General features: G+C 51.9%; 13 protein-coding genes. 4 read left to right on the top strand and 9 right to left on the bottom strand.

All coding sequences use genetic code 11. The features are described from left to right. Positions 1–317 precede the first annotated feature (317 nt). The 9 genes from P8N76_01950 to P8N76_01990 all read right to left on the bottom strand — a co-directional run bounded on the left by P8N76_01950 (position 318) and on the right by P8N76_01990 (position 12957). Positions 318–1556, bottom strand: coding sequence for a PEP-CTERM sorting domain-containing protein (locus P8N76_01950; GenBank protein MDG2380411.1), 1239 nt, complete (start codon positions 1554–1556; stop codon positions 318–320). A gap of 385 nt (positions 1557–1941) precedes the next feature. Further along, positions 1942–4659, bottom strand: a complete 2718-nt coding sequence (locus tag P8N76_01955) for a tetratricopeptide repeat protein (protein ID MDG2380412.1) — start codon at positions 4657–4659, stop codon at positions 1942–1944. A gap of 21 nt (positions 4660–4680) precedes the next feature. Further along, positions 4681–6543, bottom strand: coding sequence for a VCBS repeat-containing protein (locus tag P8N76_01960; protein ID MDG2380413.1), 1863 nt, complete (start codon positions 6541–6543; stop codon positions 4681–4683). Positions 6544–7147: 604 nt separating this feature from the next. Further along, positions 7148–8116: a hydroxyacid dehydrogenase gene (locus P8N76_01965; protein ID MDG2380414.1), complete on the bottom strand. Its 969-nt coding sequence runs from the start codon at positions 8114–8116 to the stop codon at positions 7148–7150. After that, positions 8116–9099: a 3-hydroxyacyl-CoA dehydrogenase family protein gene (locus P8N76_01970; protein MDG2380415.1), complete on the bottom strand. Its 984-nt coding sequence runs from the start codon at positions 9097–9099 to the stop codon at positions 8116–8118. Before P8N76_01970 ends, P8N76_01965 begins: the two co-directional genes overlap by 1 nt. 18 nt (positions 9100–9117) lie before the next feature. Then, positions 9118–9936, bottom strand: a complete 819-nt coding sequence (locus P8N76_01975; GenBank protein ID MDG2380416.1) for an SDR family NAD(P)-dependent oxidoreductase — start codon at positions 9934–9936, stop codon at positions 9118–9120. Then, the gene (locus P8N76_01980; protein MDG2380417.1) at positions 9933–10697 is read right to left on the bottom strand and encodes an aldolase/citrate lyase family protein; all 765 of its coding nucleotides are present in this window, start codon (positions 10695–10697) and stop codon (positions 9933–9935) included. The genes P8N76_01975 and P8N76_01980 overlap by 4 nt, the downstream gene beginning before the upstream one ends. A gap of 21 nt (positions 10698–10718) precedes the next feature. Continuing rightward, entirely contained in the window at positions 10719–11882 is a 1164-nt protein-coding gene (locus P8N76_01985; protein ID MDG2380418.1) for a Gfo/Idh/MocA family oxidoreductase, read from the bottom strand. Positions 11883–11907: 25 nt separating this feature from the next. Then, positions 11908–12957, bottom strand: coding sequence for a sugar phosphate isomerase/epimerase (locus P8N76_01990; protein ID MDG2380419.1), 1050 nt, complete (start codon positions 12955–12957; stop codon positions 11908–11910). Positions 12958–13085: 128 nt separating this feature from the next. Between P8N76_01990 and P8N76_01995 the strand changes: the two genes are divergently transcribed. The 4 genes from P8N76_01995 to P8N76_02010 all read left to right on the top strand — a co-directional run bounded on the left by P8N76_01995 (position 13086) and on the right by P8N76_02010 (position 16679). Beyond that, positions 13086–14045, top strand: coding sequence for an SMP-30/gluconolactonase/LRE family protein (locus tag P8N76_01995; protein MDG2380420.1), 960 nt, complete (start codon positions 13086–13088; stop codon positions 14043–14045). Between the two features lie 392 nt (positions 14046–14437). After that, positions 14438–15160, top strand: coding sequence for a YebC/PmpR family DNA-binding transcriptional regulator (locus tag P8N76_02000; protein ID MDG2380421.1), 723 nt, complete (start codon positions 14438–14440; stop codon positions 15158–15160). Positions 15161–15889: 729 nt separating this feature from the next. Beyond that, positions 15890–16414: a hypothetical protein gene (locus P8N76_02005; GenBank protein ID MDG2380422.1), complete on the top strand. Its 525-nt coding sequence runs from the start codon at positions 15890–15892 to the stop codon at positions 16412–16414. Next, positions 16398–16679, top strand: a complete 282-nt coding sequence (locus P8N76_02010; GenBank protein ID MDG2380423.1) for a Flp family type IVb pilin — start codon at positions 16398–16400, stop codon at positions 16677–16679. Before P8N76_02005 ends, P8N76_02010 begins: the two co-directional genes overlap by 17 nt. Positions 16680–16807: the final 128 nt, after the last annotated feature.

Below are 16807 nucleotides of genomic sequence, written 5' to 3' on the forward strand. Positions count from 1 at the left end.
CCTTCTACAAGTCAACTACCTCACTTGAAGACCTTTGTCCGCAGGAGAGCAAATCACGCGTTTCGAGAGCAGACACTTCGAGAGCAGACACTTCGAGAGGCTGTGCAAGCTGTCACAGCTTCCCCCGCATCAACGCCAAATCACGAACTGAGAGAGCAAAGGCCTCAACAGGCCTGCTTCAACTGTGCAGACCCTTGGTACTTTGATTTTGTCGTGCGTCACGGACGCCGGCTGTCCCCTGACAACCGGCTTGTTCTGAACGGTTACTGAAACGTCCTAGGTCAAGTTGATTAAGACGTTTCGTTGATGACGTTCAATTAACGTCGCTTCCGACGAATCGCACAAAGCGCGAGAGCACCAAGCAACAAAACGGCCGAACTCGGTTCGGGAACGACCTGAGCCGCGTTATACGGACCTTTTTCATAACCGCCATCGGAAAACGCGGTGACAAAGTCGGCCGAATTGAAGCGTGAGTCACCGTTCCAATCGCCTTCGCTCCAAACCGCTGCCTCATCAACTTCGTACTTAGCGGCACCAAAAACTTGAACGAAGTCACCACTATTGAATTGGCCGTCCAGGTCTGAATCGCCCATCCAAGTACCAAGCACGTCGTGCACGTAATTGACACGTTCCGCCGGATCGGTGAGCGAGCCGTCGTCGAGGCGAATCGTCGGATCAGGCGACACACCCAAGGCATAGTCAAGTGCACCTCTGAGAAGGGCCGTACCTGCATCGGTCAGGATTGTCGCTTCCCAACCAGGACCTGTGCCGTCGGCACCACCGGTTGGATCGTCTTCAGGCGCAGGACCACGATTGGTGTTGCTCAAGAACATACTAATGCGCATTCCTGGGGCCTCTCGACCATCACCCATCTCTTCGCCCGATTCGTAGACTGAGAGAACCGAAGCTTCAGGATGGCTTTCTTTGAACTCAGGCATGACAGCGAGGTTAGCACCCGTACCTTCTTGAGGGCTACACCAGCTCATGCGTCCGCCACCTTCTTCGCCCAAATCCTGATCATCGTAGATCGTGTAGACACCGTTCTGCAATCCTGACAACTGAATGATCGGATGAGAATCATCGATGATTTCGATGTCAGTCCCAAAGTGCGTTCCGGCAATAATCTCCTCGCCGTCTTCCACATTGTCTCGAATCGTTCCCGGCGATCCGTGTCCTTCGCCCTCACGACCAAAATCGCCCCAACCGAGCGTGTCGCAGGCAAAATTCTCGTTATTGATCATCGGCGTTGTCGTTTCCTCAATGTAACCAACGCGGCTTGAGCTAACTGATTCATTGATCCAAACGACATCCGCGTCGTCGGCTGCCTCAAGCGCCGCTTCCGGATCAGCAGCCGCGGAATCGTTGCTCCAGACGTCGAGCGAATGCCCGAGCCCCTCGAGGAAATCAATCTGAGCTTCGTCACCTTCGTCGACTGGCTCATCTGCTCGCTGAATGTAGAAAATTTCCGCCGCCTTTGCGTCAGCGACGATACCAGTCGCCAAGAAGATCGTCGCCAATCCCATGGCCAAAAACTTCAACTCAACTAAAATTTTCATAAATCCCCGTCCAAATTAAAATGTCCGTTTCGTCAGTGACTTGGGGCATACTCTAAGGTGCCTCCGATTAGCAATCAATCAACAAATCGAGAAGTTCCACAATTTGTTCAAAATGAACTTCGATTTCCAAATTTCCAACAAGAGGTTGAACCCATCTGGCAAGCCACCGAGGGAAAAATGTCTTCGTCACGGCAACGCATTGGCAGCTGCCCATGTTCAACAAATGAAACACCCAGGCGATCTCGTGACGATGGGCAACGAGCAACGAAGCGAACGCAACGGGAGATCGATGGGAGTGAGTGGAAGGGCGCCAGACAGCAAGCGTTAAATGAGATCGGAGCCGCGATGCGGCGATGAGTTCTTATCTTCCGAACAATTCCTATCTCTATTTCGATGAATTATCGCCAGCTGGATTATTTATTTGAGAACGCCGTTCGTGGATGGGGCTTCCCGCTTGATAACGTTTTAGTTGGGATCGACCTACCGCTTTGCGATTACTTGGCGACAATTCGATAGCTCTGCTCTGCCAGCGGGTCGCTTTTTCAAAATCTCCCACTTCCGCGTAGGCAGCGGCAAGCGTATCAAGCACCAGCGGATTCTCGTTGTTCGTTAGGCGAGCGGCCCGCTCGGCGTACACAACCGCTTGCTGGCCATCACGTAGACGATCATCTTCGCAGGTGGCCAAAACCCAAGCTAGATTGTTGAGCGTCTGCAAATCGCTGGCGTTCAGCTGAAGGCTTTTGCGATATTGGCCAATCCCCTCGTCGAAACTCCCCAAGCCGATAAGCGCGCGACCGAATTCACGGTGAGCAGAGGCGTTATTCGGCATCAGCCGAACAGCATTTCCGAGATTCGCAACAGCCTGTTGGTCCCGCTGCAAGAGCAGTTGCGTGGTTCCCAGATCGTAATACGCTTGTGAGAAGTCCGGATTAATTTCCAGGGCGGCTTGAAAATGCTTGATTGCTTCTTCGAGTGCACCTTGTGCTTGCAGAGCCCGCCCCCAATTTCGATGGGCTGCTGCTAATTGGGGATCAATTTCCAACGCAGCCTGATAATGCGTTATGGCTTCGTCGAAACGATCTTGAGCCTGTAAGACCGCACCCAAATTATTGCGAGTCTCCGCGGAATTCGCATCGATTCGCAACGCAACTCCATACTCCTTGGCAGCTTCCCGGTAGCGACCTGTAATTTTCAGTACGTTGCCCAGATTGATGTGTGCTGCGGCAGAATCAGAACGTAATCTGACAACCAATTCAAAATGAGGCAAAGCCTCAACGTAACGTTTCCGCCGGACTAACAATTTTCCTATTTCACGACAAGCATCAACATTGTCCGGTGCAATTCGCAAAGCCTGTTCGAAATGTTTCTGTGCCAACTCAAAGCGATTCAAGGTTAGCAGGACCCTACCAAGATCCTGTTGCGTTTGCGCAGAATTCGGTTCAATTCTAGCGGCCTCTTCGTAATGCGTAAGCGCCTCTTCGACGCGATTTAAATCATTCAAAAGAATGGCACAATTGATATGCGCCTCGAAGTAATCAGCTTCAATTCTTATCGCTTGTTCGTAGTGCTCGAATGCTTCATCGGCTTGCTCCAATTCTTGGAGAGTATTCGCCAGCTTGAAGTGCACGTCGGCAAGCTCAGGACTCATCGCTAAAGCTATTTGGTACTCTGTCGCTGCTTCTTGGTAGCGTTTTGCTTCCTTGAGCGCATCGCCCAGATAGCGATGTGCCATCACCGAATCAGGCGTTACGACAACGGCATCGGAGAAATAGCTAATCGCTGCTTGAACTCGATCCGCATTGCGCATGGCAAAACCGGCTTGAAAAAGCGTATGAGCATGAGAACGACGAGCAACATTTTCCAGCAGATCATCTTGGATTACCGTGCCATCGATCATAGCCGCATTCTCCTTGCGTTCGACAAAAGTTGCCTTGGAACGATTGATGTCGATGAAAACCTGATCCAAGGGAAGCGCACCTTTGTAGATGGCGACCAAACGACCATCGCCATTTAAAAGAATTGTTGTGGGGATCGGTAGTGTCTGGCGGGAATGAATGACAAGATCGTGCAAAAGCTGAATGGTGTCGACAAGTTGTTTTGTCGCTCGGCCCCTAACGAAAGGCAAGTCCATATCCGTGGAAATTTGTTCATCAGCATTCGAAAGAATCGGCTTGCCTCCGCTTTTCTGGCCAATGCTCAAACGGTCGACGCTTAAGGCAATCACGTCCATTCCCACATCATCAAATTCTTGCTGGCGTTCTTTAAGTTCCTGCAGTTCCTCGATGCAAGGAAGACACCAGCTCGCCCAAAGATTGATCAAAATAGGACGTTTGCCGATCGGTAGCTCGCGATCCTGACCATCAAAGTCATGATAAGATATGCTTGGAACTCGTAAAGGGAACAGAAGAGGGACTCGCGCCGTTGCTGACCGAGCAGGCAGCGAGGATTTTCCCGGCGCAATCGCCAGACTTCGTTCGGGCGATTCCCAACTTTCGACTTGCCCCACAGATTGTCTGATTCGGTAACGTTGATTTGAGCTAATTGACCCGAACTCGTCGCTAGAACCGTCGGGCCAAAGTACGCGAATCGATTTGATAGCGCCATGCTTACCAAGCCCAAAATGCAACCACTTACTAGACTGAGCTAGAAACGCGTCACCGGCACGCAGCGTCTTCGCGTGTATCGTGTTCGACTCACCGAGTGTGATGATCTCCACGCGAGCGCCGATCGCGTCACGGTTGACGCTGGTCCCATTGCCAATCAACTGGAAGGCGACGTATTGATTCTGATGCTCGGTATCGTTTCTCATCAGTCGCAATCGCGGAGCGTTACGATTTGTGATCCAAACATCTAAGTCGCCGTCCAGATCCCAATCCAGACTCGCGACCGCGCGTCCGTCGTCCGGAAAATCGAGCCCGGATGCGGCGGAAATATCCGCAAAGCGTCCCTGAGCGTCGGGCTGAGACAAGGTGTTTAGAAAACAACAATTTTTCTCGCGTCCGCTAAATGACCTACCTTGTCGCATCATCGACGTCAGATCGACCGTGCTACGCGTTCTCTGATTGGAAATTCCGTCGCTTGCCTCGTTTCTAGATTGCGACACGACCTGCCGCCAAAAGAAACTTCACAAATCGCTCGTATCGTCGGTTGTGATATAGCCATTGGCAACCACCAGGTCGTCACGACCGTCGTTATTGATGTCAACAAACTGCGAACCCCATGCCCAGCGACCCAGCGTGACGCCTGCTTCGAGACTTACATCGGAAAACGTGCCGTCCCCCCGATTTCGCAACAGCGTGTTCCCCCGCGCAAATCGTTGAAGTCGCTGTTTAACATTCGACGGAGCATGCGGCTTAAAGTGGTCTTGATAGGCAATCCGATTGCCAGCCGCGGAATACATATTGCTCACATAGATATCCGGCCAGCCATCTTGATCGTAATCCGACCAACTCACCGACATTCCCGATGCGCTGTCTTCGACACCGGACATTGCTGCCACGTCGACGAAATGTCTTTGGCCGCCAGCTTCTTGATCGTTTCGATAAAGATTGTTTCTTCCGTAGTCGTTCGCCACGTAAAGGTCTTGATCGCCATCGTTGTCAAAATCTTCCCAAGATGCAGCAAGGCTCCAACGCCGATTATTTTCATTCAAACCGACCTCATTGGTTACGTCGCGAAAGCTCCAACCATTGTCGGGAGTGATCTCGTTACGAAAAAAATGATTTCTCGCACCATTGTTGGCATCGTGGTAGACAAAATTCTCGGCCTCAGCCGCAATCGACAGATTGACCGATTGTTCTAAGAAACTGCTAGGCGCGTACGCACAAACGTATAAATCGAGGCGCCCATCCTGGTCAAAATCGGCGGCCGAAAGAGACATCAAATCGTCCACGGTTGGCAGCACATCATGGATCGAAAACTTACCGTGTCCGTCTCCAATGGCGATGACGATGCCCCCCAAGACAGCAACAGCCAAATCTTGATCACCGTCGTTGTCGAAATCGACGAGGAGTGCTGACCGAGAGTTTTCCAGCCAATCGACACCTGCAGCTTCGGAAATATCGAGTAGAGTTCCATCCATCTGTTGAAGAAACAGACGATTGGGAAGTCCTGCCTCCTGGCACAAATAAAAATCATCCAAGCCATTACCATCGACGTCACCAATTGCGATGCCAGGCGTCGACAGAATGAAATAATGATGATCATCTTGGCCACGTTCCAGCCAGTGATTCCAGCCGAGTTTTAACTGCTGTTCATAGCTATCATTCCCGGCCAATGCCGAATCAGTACAATCCGAAAAGAGCTTACTTCGTTGTGCCCCGTGTGTGCTAACCTGCTCAGCATCTTCCACCGTGATCGAAAGCAGGCGGGGAGGCTGGTTATTCTTGCCCGGCTCCCATCGGGCCGACCATGTCGCGTTCTGCTGGATCGTTCGCTGTGGGTCGTGCCCCGAAAACGAAAAGTATTGTCGCGTTGTGATTTCCTCAACAGACGGATCCACTCGAATAACTTTGAATTTACAATACGTTTCGTCCGTGTCTGCCAACAGTGCCTTTAAAGCCGATAAGGCCTTGATCATTCCTGCTAATCCTTGGAAGGACTGCGGAGCCGAGTCACCGCTGGCGACCGGTGAATCGGCGGCCATTCTTTCCACAATGAAGGTCTCATCGCGGTAGCACTCGGACAACCTCGGAAGCAAAGCTTCACATCGAAAGTTCGGAGCCAGCAACGACTCTAAATCTTGCTTGTCAATCGACTTGGCACGGGCTAACAACTTGGCGATCTGATTGAGTTGCTTGTTCGCCCGAGCACTAAATGCTTCGCTGTCCCAGCCATCGACAGTAGGATTGTCGATCCCGCTCCATAATTCAGTGGAAGCCACAACCGGTTCACCTGAAGCTGAAGCGTCGGAAGTTGGGTTAGCTGCTTGAAGTGAAACCGTTTCATTTGAATCCACGCGGGAATTGTCACGGGCGTTGCAACTCATCAGTCCGGTCGTTAGAAAGGCGACGAGTATTATTCGACTAAGCAAGCGGAACCGAAGCGCATGGCAACCTTTTTGTCGGCGTGATTTCTTCAAAAGGTTTCGTTTCCGGCGAGCCATATTGGTTCAGCGTTAAGCAGCGGATTCGTAGTTAACATACGAGAAAACTTGGGAGCATCTCGGTTTCCCCACATCGCAACCCAGCATCGCAACTGGAATGAGCCCCCAGGAAAAGTCAATCCTGCTATTATCCCTCGTTTTGGCAATCGAAGCAAATAAACCAAGCAAATCAGGACAGCTGCTTGGCTCGGCCAGCCCTACGCGTCAGACCGCCTCATGCATGCGGAAGCCGCTGGAGCTGCTGCTTGCATAAAATGCGTTACGGTCAGTCGCTCGGCGTTTGCAGGACAAACCGGCCAGTTGGTCGAGACCATTCCAGCCACGAATGGAACTCCAAAACAAAAAGGAATCGAGGCCGAAGAATCCGACGTCCCTCCAGACACTTACTGGACATCTTGCGGCAAATCGTCATCGCATTTTTCTTTGCCCAAAACTAGTTTTGTTCCATCCTTATCATGGAAGGAACCTGTTCTTACTGGGACAACTTTCATTTGCCTGCCAGTCGGACGGGATAGGCCGGTTCTCTGCCAGCAAGGACGTCGAGCACGCCCGTGGCAGCATCAACCGCCATTCGATCGAGCGATTCTTTGGTGGATGAAGAGATGTGGGGTGTCAGCAGAATATTGGGAGCGTGACAAAGTGGGTGCGTTTCAGGCAACGGCTCCTGTTCAAAAACATCCAAAGCTGCCCCCGCTATGCTGCCCCGTTCCAACGCATCTCGCAACGCGTTCTCATCAACGACACCTCCTCGCGACGTATTGATGATTCGACAAGATGGTTTGACCAACGCCAGATTTTCTTGATTCACCAGATGCCGAGTATTGTCGTTGAGCGGAACATGGAATGTGAGAAAATCGGATTTTTCAAACAGATCTTCAATACGACCGGTTCTTTCGATTGGCAAATCCGATTGCGATTCTTCCGAATACGGATCATAGCCAATCGCATTCATCGAAAATCCCGCAGTTGCCATGCGGGCAACCTTTGACCCAATGCGACCAAGCCCAACGATGCCGAGCGTCTTCCCGGCGAGCTCAACACCCTGAAATCGATTACGTTCAGCGAATCGCCCGTCTCGCACGGCCTGAAACGCGGGGCCAATGTTTCGGGATAAAGCCAACAATAGCGACATCGCATGTTCCGCAACCGCGTTAGAATTGGCGATCGGCGTGTACACCACTCGAATGTTCCGTTCGTGTGCCGCTTGAAGATCGATATTGTCGACACCGACGCCATGTTTCGCGATCACCTTGAGTCGACTGCAACGCTCCAGATCTTCAGCCGAAATCTTGAACAGGCGTACGATCACCGCATCCGAGTCATTGAGTTCAGCGCGATGTTTTTCCGGGTCATCGTTATTTTTTTCTCGCCAAGGCGAAATACAGTCGACGGCGGTTTCGAGCAGGTCAATCCCAGATCGCGAGATCGGTTCCGGGATAAAGAGCTTTGGTTTCATCAGTCGTCTCCGCCGGATCGTACAACAGGGCTTTGTGAGGTATCCCCAAGCTCCCTTAAGAACTCAAGCTGATGGACGATCTGTCGATCTCGTTTTTCAAGAAGCCTTTGTGCATCCTGTTCGTTCCATGCATAAAAGCCTTGGCCGGTTTTCATTCCCAACTGGCCTTGCTTTGTTTTTTCAACCAAAACGGGAAGAGGTGCAGAATCAGCATTCAAATCTTTGAGAAGGTAGGTGTGAATTTTTTCAATCAGATCGAGCCCGACGAGATCCATGTTTTCCAGTGGTCCGACCGCGGGCATGCGGAGCCCGAAAGTCAATCGTGCCACCAAGTCAATATCCTCCGGCGTTGCAATCCCCTCCTGCACGAGCGCCAGGGATTCTCGCCACAATGCATGAAGTAATCGGTTGCCAATAAAACCAGGAACATCGCGTTCTACTCGGACGGGTATCTTTCCGATTGCAGTCATCAGTTGAGTGACCCGTTCCAAAACCACATCTTTTGTTTGGCTGCCGCGCACGACCTCCACCAACGGCATGAGATGAGGAGGATTCCAAAAATGGGTACCGGCCAACAGCGGTCCGGTTCCACTTTTTTCTCCCATTTCGCTGATACTGAGTCCACTCGTCGTGGTAATCAGAATCGCCTCGCGTTGTCTGGCAGCCTTGAGACTCGCCAGCAACGCAATCTTCTCGCTCATGTCCTCAATGATACAGTCCATGATCAGATCGGCCGCTTCATCCACCTCATCGAAATGGCGGGCGACCACAAAGCTGCCATCATCCGAGGAAGCCGGGCCAAGATTTCTGTCCATCCATTCCTCAATCTGTGTTAATCGTTCTTGCACAGAATCGAGCTGATTTGGATTGTTATCCCAAAGAATCGTTTCATAGCCAGACCGACGGTAACAAACCGCCGCGGCAGCTCCCATCTGCCCGACCCCGACAATCGCGACTCGGTTGATTAAATTTTCATGAGACATAAGTGTCGCATCCTGAAATCAGGTTGTTGACCTTTTGGGTGGCGCCGCAGAGACTCCCTCTAATCCACCACTGACACGAATCACATCCCCGGTCATCCAGGAATTTTTCGGGCTACACAAAAAGGCGACCGCATTGGCAATATCGCTGAACTGCCCCCACCTGCCGAGCGGAATCGCGTTCTGCACCTTGTCGACCATTTCTTGCTCAGAGATACCTAGACTGGCACAACGTTGTGCCATCACCGTTCGATTGAAATCCGTATAGACGGGGCCCGGACAAACGGCATTCACCTGAACTCCGTAAACGGCTAACTCGAGCGCCAAAGTTTTTGTGAGCGATATCACGCCAGCTTTTGCTACGTTGTAAGCAGCCACTAACGCAGCTGGATTTTGCCCGTTGATCGAAGCAATGTTAACGATCCGCCCCGATTCTTGTTGTTCCATCCTTCGGCCAGCCGCGCGACAGCAATAAAACGCACCGGTCAGCGTGATTCCGATCACTCGATCCCATTCACTATTTTCGAGTTCAACAACCGGAGTGACGGTCTGGCCTACCCCCGCATTATTGACCAGGATATCAAGTTTCCCATGGTCCTCGACGACCTTTTCAAATAGGCGATCGACTTGTTGACTATCAGAGACATCCAGGAACTTTGCTTCGACCTTCAAACCTTTCGCCATCAACCGATCGGCCTCTTCTTTCGCTTTCTCAACTTGAAGATCGGCGATAACTGCGTGGGCCCCTAATTCGGCTAAGGCTTCGACCATCCCGAGGCCAAGCCCTTGAGCAGCCCCGGTCACAACGGCGACCAAGCCTTGAAGTTCTTTCGAGCTCATTTCGATATCTCCTGGATGAACCGCTGCGACTGGTCGACCATGTGACGAATCGCGTGAGTGGCGATGTAGCGCGCGCCCAGATCGATGTACCGGCGCGCGACTTTCGGATCAGTGGCAATGCACCCCGCAGTCCGACCGGCCGCCGCAATGCGTTGAATGGAAGATTCCACCAGATCGACAACCCGTGAATCTTTCCCCTGGCCAGGGATTCCCAAACTGTTGGAAAGATCTTGTGGGCCAAGGTAGTAAACATCGATTCCATCTACCGAAAGCAGCTCGTCAAGATTGTTGACCGCATCGATGTGTTCGATGTGGGCAATCACCATCGTCTGATCATTCGCGTCGGAAGCGTACTGGGGCAATGGCTGACAAAGTCCGTAATCGTTTGCGCGCACTCCCGCCAATCCACGAGTTCCTACCGGACCATACTTGCTGTTCGCCACCGCGTTAATCGCGTCTGATCGGGTGTGGACATTCGGAACATGGATGGCTTGAGCACCAATGTCCAGCGATCTGAGAACGGCCGAGGGATCGTTATGCGTAACGCGAATGATGGGTGTCGTATTCGCAATTTCCGCCGCACGAACCATATCTTCCGCGACCGCCGTATCGACTGGACCATGTTCCATGTCGATCACCACAAAATCGAAACCGGCAAGCCCTACAATTTCGGTCAATTTGGACGAGGGAACGTAGACAAAACTTCCGACAACCACGTCGCCGTTATCAAGTTTTTTCTTCAGCTGGTTTTCTCGCATCATATCCTCGAGTAACTAAGACACTTATTCCATTGAAACCCATGCACTTCCCTGATCACACGACTCCACGGCGCGTGTGATAAAACGCATTCCGCGAACGCCGTCGTAAACGGTTGGAAAGTTATACTCCTCCGTCTTCAGCGGGGCTCCATCAAGATAGGCACGAATCGCTTCGGCCACACCGCAGTAGATCGTTGCAAATGCCTCCAAATAGCCTTCCGGATGGCCGACTGGAATTCGACAACAGTCTTGGGCGGCATCGGAAAGATAAGCCTGTCCGCGCGTTAACGTCTGGCGTGGCTCACCATAGCGATAAAGCTGCAAATAATTCGGATTCTCTTGTTCCCAGAGTATGGCCCCTTTGGAACCATAAACCCGAAGCTTCAGTCCATTCTCTTCTCCGGTAGCCACTTGGCTAATCGTCAACACCCCTTTCCCCCCACCTTGAAAACGAAGAAGCGCATTGACATCCTCGTCCAACTGACGATCCGGTAGAAAGGTACTTTTGTCAGCACAGAGTTCGCTGATCGGATCGCCGGTGACATATTCGAGCAAGTTGACGCAGTGCGTACCCACATCGCCAAGCGTGCCGCCGATACCCGATTGGGCTGGATCGACGCGCCAAAGCGCCTGCTTCTGCCCTAGTTTCTCATGGGAAACCATCAGAAAGTCTTGTAGATATTCGACAACGACTTTTCGAACGGTTCCCAACTCGCCCGACTTGAATAGTTGGCGAGCATGGCGAATCAGAGGATGTCCCGTGTAATTATGCGTCAGTGCAAACACTTGTCCCGATTGCTCAACGAGTTTGGCCAGCTGCTCAGCTTCCGCAAGGTCATAGGTCATCGGTTTATCGCAAACCACATGGAAACCGGCTTCCAAAAAGGTTTTGGCGATTGGGAAGTGAGAGTTATTGGGAGTCACAATGCTCACAAAATCGATTCGTTGATCCTCTGGGAGAGCGATTTCCGCGGCGGCCATCTCCTCGTAACTCGAGTAACAGCGGGCGGGGTCAAGATAAAGTTGTTCCCCCGTGATCCTCGTATTCTCTGGATCTCGAGAAAAGCATCCGGCGACAAGTTCGATCTGTTGATCGAGCGCAGCGACAACACGGTGAACGCCTCCAATAAAGGCACCCTGCCCTCCACCGACCATCCCCATCCGCAACTTTCGTTTCCACGAATCCACTTTTTCACCTCCACGAGTTGAAATGTCAGTCGAGTCCTAAAATCCTGCGATTGCTCGCCGTATCGGTCTCGGTGCCGGCAAAATCATCAAAAGCAACCTGGGTGGTCTCGATGATGTGTTGCTGAATAAAGGGAGCTCCTTCCGCAGCGCCTTGCTCGGGACTCTTCACACAGCACTCCCATTCCAGAACCGCCCAACCGTCGTAGCCTGCTTCGGCAAGCAGCGTAAAGACTCGTTTGAAGTCAACTTGGCCGTCACCCAGCGAACGGAAACGTCCGGCACGTCCGGCCCATGATTGATAACCTCCATAGACCCCAACTCGTCCCGTCGGCCGAAACTCAGCATCCTTCACGTGAAATCCGGATATCCGGTCACCATATAGTCGAATAAATTCCAAATAATCCAATTGCTGGAGAAGAAAATGGCTCGGATCGTAGTTGATACAAGCGGCCGGATGGTTGCCCACATGCTCCAGGAACATTTCAAAGGTCGCTCCGTCGTAAATGTCCGACCCCGGATGAAGTTCATAACCGAAAACGCAACCGTGCTCATCGGCTAAATCCAACAAAGGTTTCCAGCGACTGGCCAATTCCTTAAAGGCCTCGTCGATGATTCCTTCGGGACGCTGAGGCCAGGGATAAGCGAGGTGCCAAGCGAATCCGCCCGACAGAGTCGGGATATTTCGGATTCCCAAATTGGCAGCGGCCCGAACGCTTTTCTCAAGTTCCTGCGTGGCCCATTGGGTTCGATCGTTGCCTCGCAAGCCTTCGGGATGGAAGGCTTCGAACATCGTCTCGTAGGCAGGATGAACGGCCAAAACCTGACCTTGCAGATAGGGTGCGACCTCCGTCGGCTCAAGCCCTAACTCTCGCAGACCTCCCAGATAATCATCACAGTAAGTTTTCGACTGACTGGCCTGGTCGAGATCGATCACCCGTGAATCCCACGCGGGAATCTGGATGCCCTGATAACCTAGGCTGGCAACCCACTTTCCAATGTTTTGCAGGTTATCAAAGGGTGGTTCATCTCGCAGGAATTGGGCAAGAAATACGGCTGGTCCCCTCATTTGCGCCATCGAATCATCGCTCCTTGCATTTCACGTTTGAGCCCGTTCAACTTCACCAACAGAGTTCGTATTATATTTGCGGCTTCATCCCCACCGCAACCTACGGGAACGGGGCAGTTCGACCTTAAGAGAACAACATGATGGACGACCGATTCACGAACCTCGGCTTTCCCCCTGGCATGAACCGAGGCTTGGAAGTCGCCGACTTCCTTGCTTTTACCGAGGGGCCTGCGGTCCACGCAGACGGAACGGTCTATTTTTCGGACATCAAAAACAATCGCATCATGATGCTTTCTCCGAACGGAATCTGTTCGGTCTTTCGAGAACCATCCGGGCGAACCAACGGACAAACCTTTGACCAGGCTGGACGACTGTACCACTGTGAGGGTTCTGAATTCGGTCCCGGAGGCATGCGCCGAGTCACTCGTACCGATCTGAAAACGGGCAAAGTGGAAGTCCTGACGGACTGTTATGACAACAAGCGATACAATTCTCCCAATGACATCTGCATTGATGGTCAGGGGCGGATCTATTTTACCGACCCCCGTTACGGTGATCGATCTGATATGGAAATGGACATCGAAGGCGTTTATCGGATTGATCTCGACGGGTCCGTCATTCGCATTCTTGACCAGTCGCACATACAACGGCCGAATGGAATTGCGGTCTCTCAGGATTCTCAGTTGATGTATGTGATTGACAGTTGTCCAACGGTCGGAGGCAATCGTAAGGTGTGGGCGTTTGAGTTGGACGAACATGGAAATCCGAACAATCAGCGAATGGTCTACGACTTTGCACCCGGCCGAGGTGGCGATGGCATGCGACTGGACATCGAAGGTAACCTCTACGTGGCAGCGGGAATTTCGGTGCCGCGAGGCGACCACGAAACAGACGTCGTTCCGCCAGGGGTCTATCTGATCGAGCCCGATGGCGAGCTCAAGGGCCGCATTCCAGTTTATGAAGACGTGATTACCAATCTGGCCTTTGGAGGTCCGGATGGAAAAACCTTGTATGTGACAGCAGGAAAGACTTTGTTGAAAACTCGGGTGACCGTTCCAGGTCAAGTGGCCTATCCAGAATGGAGCCACTCTAGTTGAGCGGTACAGGCGATCCAGTCATCGAATGAGCTCTCCTGCTCACTGTTGTGGATTCGGCGGAAGTCCGCAGCAAGAGTTCGCAGCAATTGGCCCACGAGCGATCTCGGCAACGAGCCTTCCCGAGCCAGAAATCGATCTTTTTGCTCCGAAATGACAGCTGTCTCCAGATCAGTTGCGGCTCATGCTATCCTTTCCCATCGAAGCAGTCTCCACACGCTTTTGATCTTGACTCAATCGGCATGATCCAAGAAACCGCAACAGCGAAGGCTACCTGGCTCGCAGGTAGAGCTAACCGTCAGCAAATCGGTCAACACGACCTAGAAAAAAACACGAGAGACTTCTAACATCAGGAATTATTCGGTACAAATCGCGGCAAGAGAAGAGAAATCGCTATGGGAAGAAGTTTCGAAAATCGCAAGGCTTCCATCTTCAAGACAGCAGGTCAGAAGTCGAAGCTTTATTCCAAATATGGCAAACAACTGTACGTTGCTGCGAAGAATGGCGTCGCCGACCCGGAAGCCAATCCCGCATTACGTACGTTGATTGAAAAGGCCAAGCGAGACCAGGTTCCTGCTCACGTCATCGACAAAGCGATCGAAAAAGCAAGCGGTGCGGGCGGCGAGGACTTTTCAGTGGCCCGTTACGAAGGCTTTGGCCCAGGAAACTGTATCGTCATCGTTGACTGTTTAACCGACAATCCCAATCGAACGATTACCGACGTCCGCAACTGCTTCACCAAGACAGGATCGAAACTAGGAACGACCGGTTCGGTTTCACATTTGTTTGATCATTTAGCGGTCCTCTCCTTTCAGGGCAACGATGAGGACAAAATCCTGGAGATTATGCTGGAGGCTGATGTCGACGTCGACGAGATTGAATGCAAAGGCGAATACGTCACTATCTTCGCTCCCCCTGCCGAATTCTACAAAGCGAAGACGGCTTTGTTGGCAGCCTTTCCCGAAACGGAATTCGAAGCTCAAGAAATCACGTTTTTGCCTCAAGCAAATACGACCATCAACGCCACGGAGGTGCCAATGTTTGAGAAGTTCATGCAAATGCTCAACGACTGCGAAGATGTGCAGGATGTTTACCACAACGCAACATTGCCAGAATAGTCTGTCCACGCCTCTCGCTGGTGCAGATCATTTGCGGCCTTCCCGCGGACAGTGCCAGCTTGTCTGTAACGGCAACAGCCAGAGCCCCAGACTTGAGTGCTGAACGGGGCATCGAGCAATCCCAAGGGCATTGCAACGGAACCCTGGCTTCGCCCAACGCATTCAGTTAAGACGCTTCGCGCAACACCAACAACCCGTCTCTCGCTGTGCATCCGCGTGCACTAAGTTTCCGCCCCATTCGGCAACGCGATTGCGTTTTATTTGCGGTCGGCCGCTCGGCTTCGGAACTCTGCTATTCGGAGCCTCCTTTGCCGAATTCAGCTTCCTGGGCCACTCTGACTGATCCTCTCGCTGAATCCATGCGGCGAAACGTACTGAATCGCTGGCTTAGCGACACTCCGTAAGCGATTACTCGCCTGCAATCGGGAGAAACTTTCCGCAGACGGGATGCGGCGAGCGTGGAGAAAGACGAATCCGTTGATCAAAGCGACTCAACCGGGTCACGCTGTTCGTCGCCAAGGCCCCCCTTGCAATCGTTAAAGAACGCGCAAACCGATTTCAGATCACAGCAGCTTTGCCGCAACGTAAACTTACCCAGCTTATGTCGAAAACCGGACGGACAAATTGCATTGGCCAGTGACTGGCTAACAAGGGTTTGACCAACGAACACGGAAATAATTTATCACGGATGGCTTACCTCCCGACCGTCCATTATTTGGAGACAAACTAATGATCAAGCGTCGCCGTCGTTACATCGTTGATCAATTCCAAAAATCATTTATCGGACGAATGGTTGGATATTGGACGCTTTACCAGTTTGCACTTTGGAACAGCGTATTTTGTTGGCAGCTGATCCAGAACGGAACGGATAATCCGATAGCCCAGTACAAACAATTCTGCTATCAGTTTTGGCCAATGTGGGCCTGCTTCGTGCTGATCGTGCCAGCCTTAATCTGGGATGCCAACAAGCTTTACCATCGGGTTGCGGGGCCTATTTTCCAGCTTCGGAAAGCGGTCCGAAAAATCACGTTTCAACAACCGGTCGAACGAATTACGCTTCGCAAGGGTGATGAGCTGATGGACTTCCAAAACGAGTTCAACTCGATGCTCGATTCGCTCGAAAAATCGGGAGCTGTAAACTCCCCCGAGGAAACACGTGAAAAGTCCAGTCCGGGAGGTTCACAAAAAACGAGAGTCTCTGTAGTCTCCTATGATTCGAAATCAGGGGAGGCAACCCATGCGGCAAGAGGATAGCGTTCCTGTCTCGGCAACCGCGAGTTCTTCCAGAATCCGGCACCTATGGAAAAGACTTAGCAATTATCTTCCAGGCAGCAAACGACGACATGCAGCAACAGCAATCGAATATTGCGTTATTGCCTCGCTGATTTCTGTCATCGCGATTCTGGGAGCACAGCAAGTCGGTTCAGTCGTTTCTTCAGTCTTTTCAGAAAGTGCCGGGAACCTTGAAGAAGTGGTGGGCGAACAGGACGACGAAAACGAAAGCAATGAAGAAGGTTAATCTCGTTTGAAACTGACTCAGTCAGTCATCTTTCCGCAGGCTTATTGCGGCCAGTCCCCAGAAAACGCAACAGCCTGTGAGTCCAGCCGGCCCCCGCAAGCAATAGCGTTTGCTGCCTCTTTCGAATC

Source organism: Pirellulaceae bacterium (assembly GCA_029243025.1).
Classification (GTDB): Bacteria; Planctomycetota; Planctomycetia; order Pirellulales; family Pirellulaceae.

Coding starts and splice junctions, on each gene's coding strand:
- P8N76_01950 (MDG2380411.1), bottom strand. CDS start 1,556: ATGAAAATTTTAGTTGAGTTGAAGTTTTTGGCCATGGGATTGGCGACG.
- P8N76_01960 (MDG2380413.1), bottom strand. CDS start 6,543: ATGAGTTGCAACGCCCGTGACAATTCCCGCGTGGATTCAAATGAAACG.
- P8N76_01965 (MDG2380414.1), bottom strand. CDS start 8,116: ATGAAACCAAAGCTCTTTATCCCGGAACCGATCTCGCGATCTGGGATT.
- P8N76_01970 (MDG2380415.1), bottom strand. CDS start 9,099: ATGTCTCATGAAAATTTAATCAACCGAGTCGCGATTGTCGGGGTCGGG.
- P8N76_01975 (MDG2380416.1), bottom strand. CDS start 9,936: ATGAGCTCGAAAGAACTTCAAGGCTTGGTCGCCGTTGTGACCGGGGCT.
- P8N76_01980 (MDG2380417.1), bottom strand. CDS start 10,697: ATGATGCGAGAAAACCAGCTGAAGAAAAAACTTGATAACGGCGACGTG.
- P8N76_01990 (MDG2380419.1), bottom strand. CDS start 12,957: ATGGCGCAAATGAGGGGACCAGCCGTATTTCTTGCCCAATTCCTGCGA.
- P8N76_01995 (MDG2380420.1), top strand. CDS start 13,086: ATGATGGACGACCGATTCACGAACCTCGGCTTTCCCCCTGGCATGAAC.
- P8N76_02000 (MDG2380421.1), top strand. CDS start 14,438: ATGGGAAGAAGTTTCGAAAATCGCAAGGCTTCCATCTTCAAGACAGCA.
- P8N76_02005 (MDG2380422.1), top strand. CDS start 15,890: ATGATCAAGCGTCGCCGTCGTTACATCGTTGATCAATTCCAAAAATCA.
- P8N76_02010 (MDG2380423.1), top strand. CDS start 16,398: ATGCGGCAAGAGGATAGCGTTCCTGTCTCGGCAACCGCGAGTTCTTCC.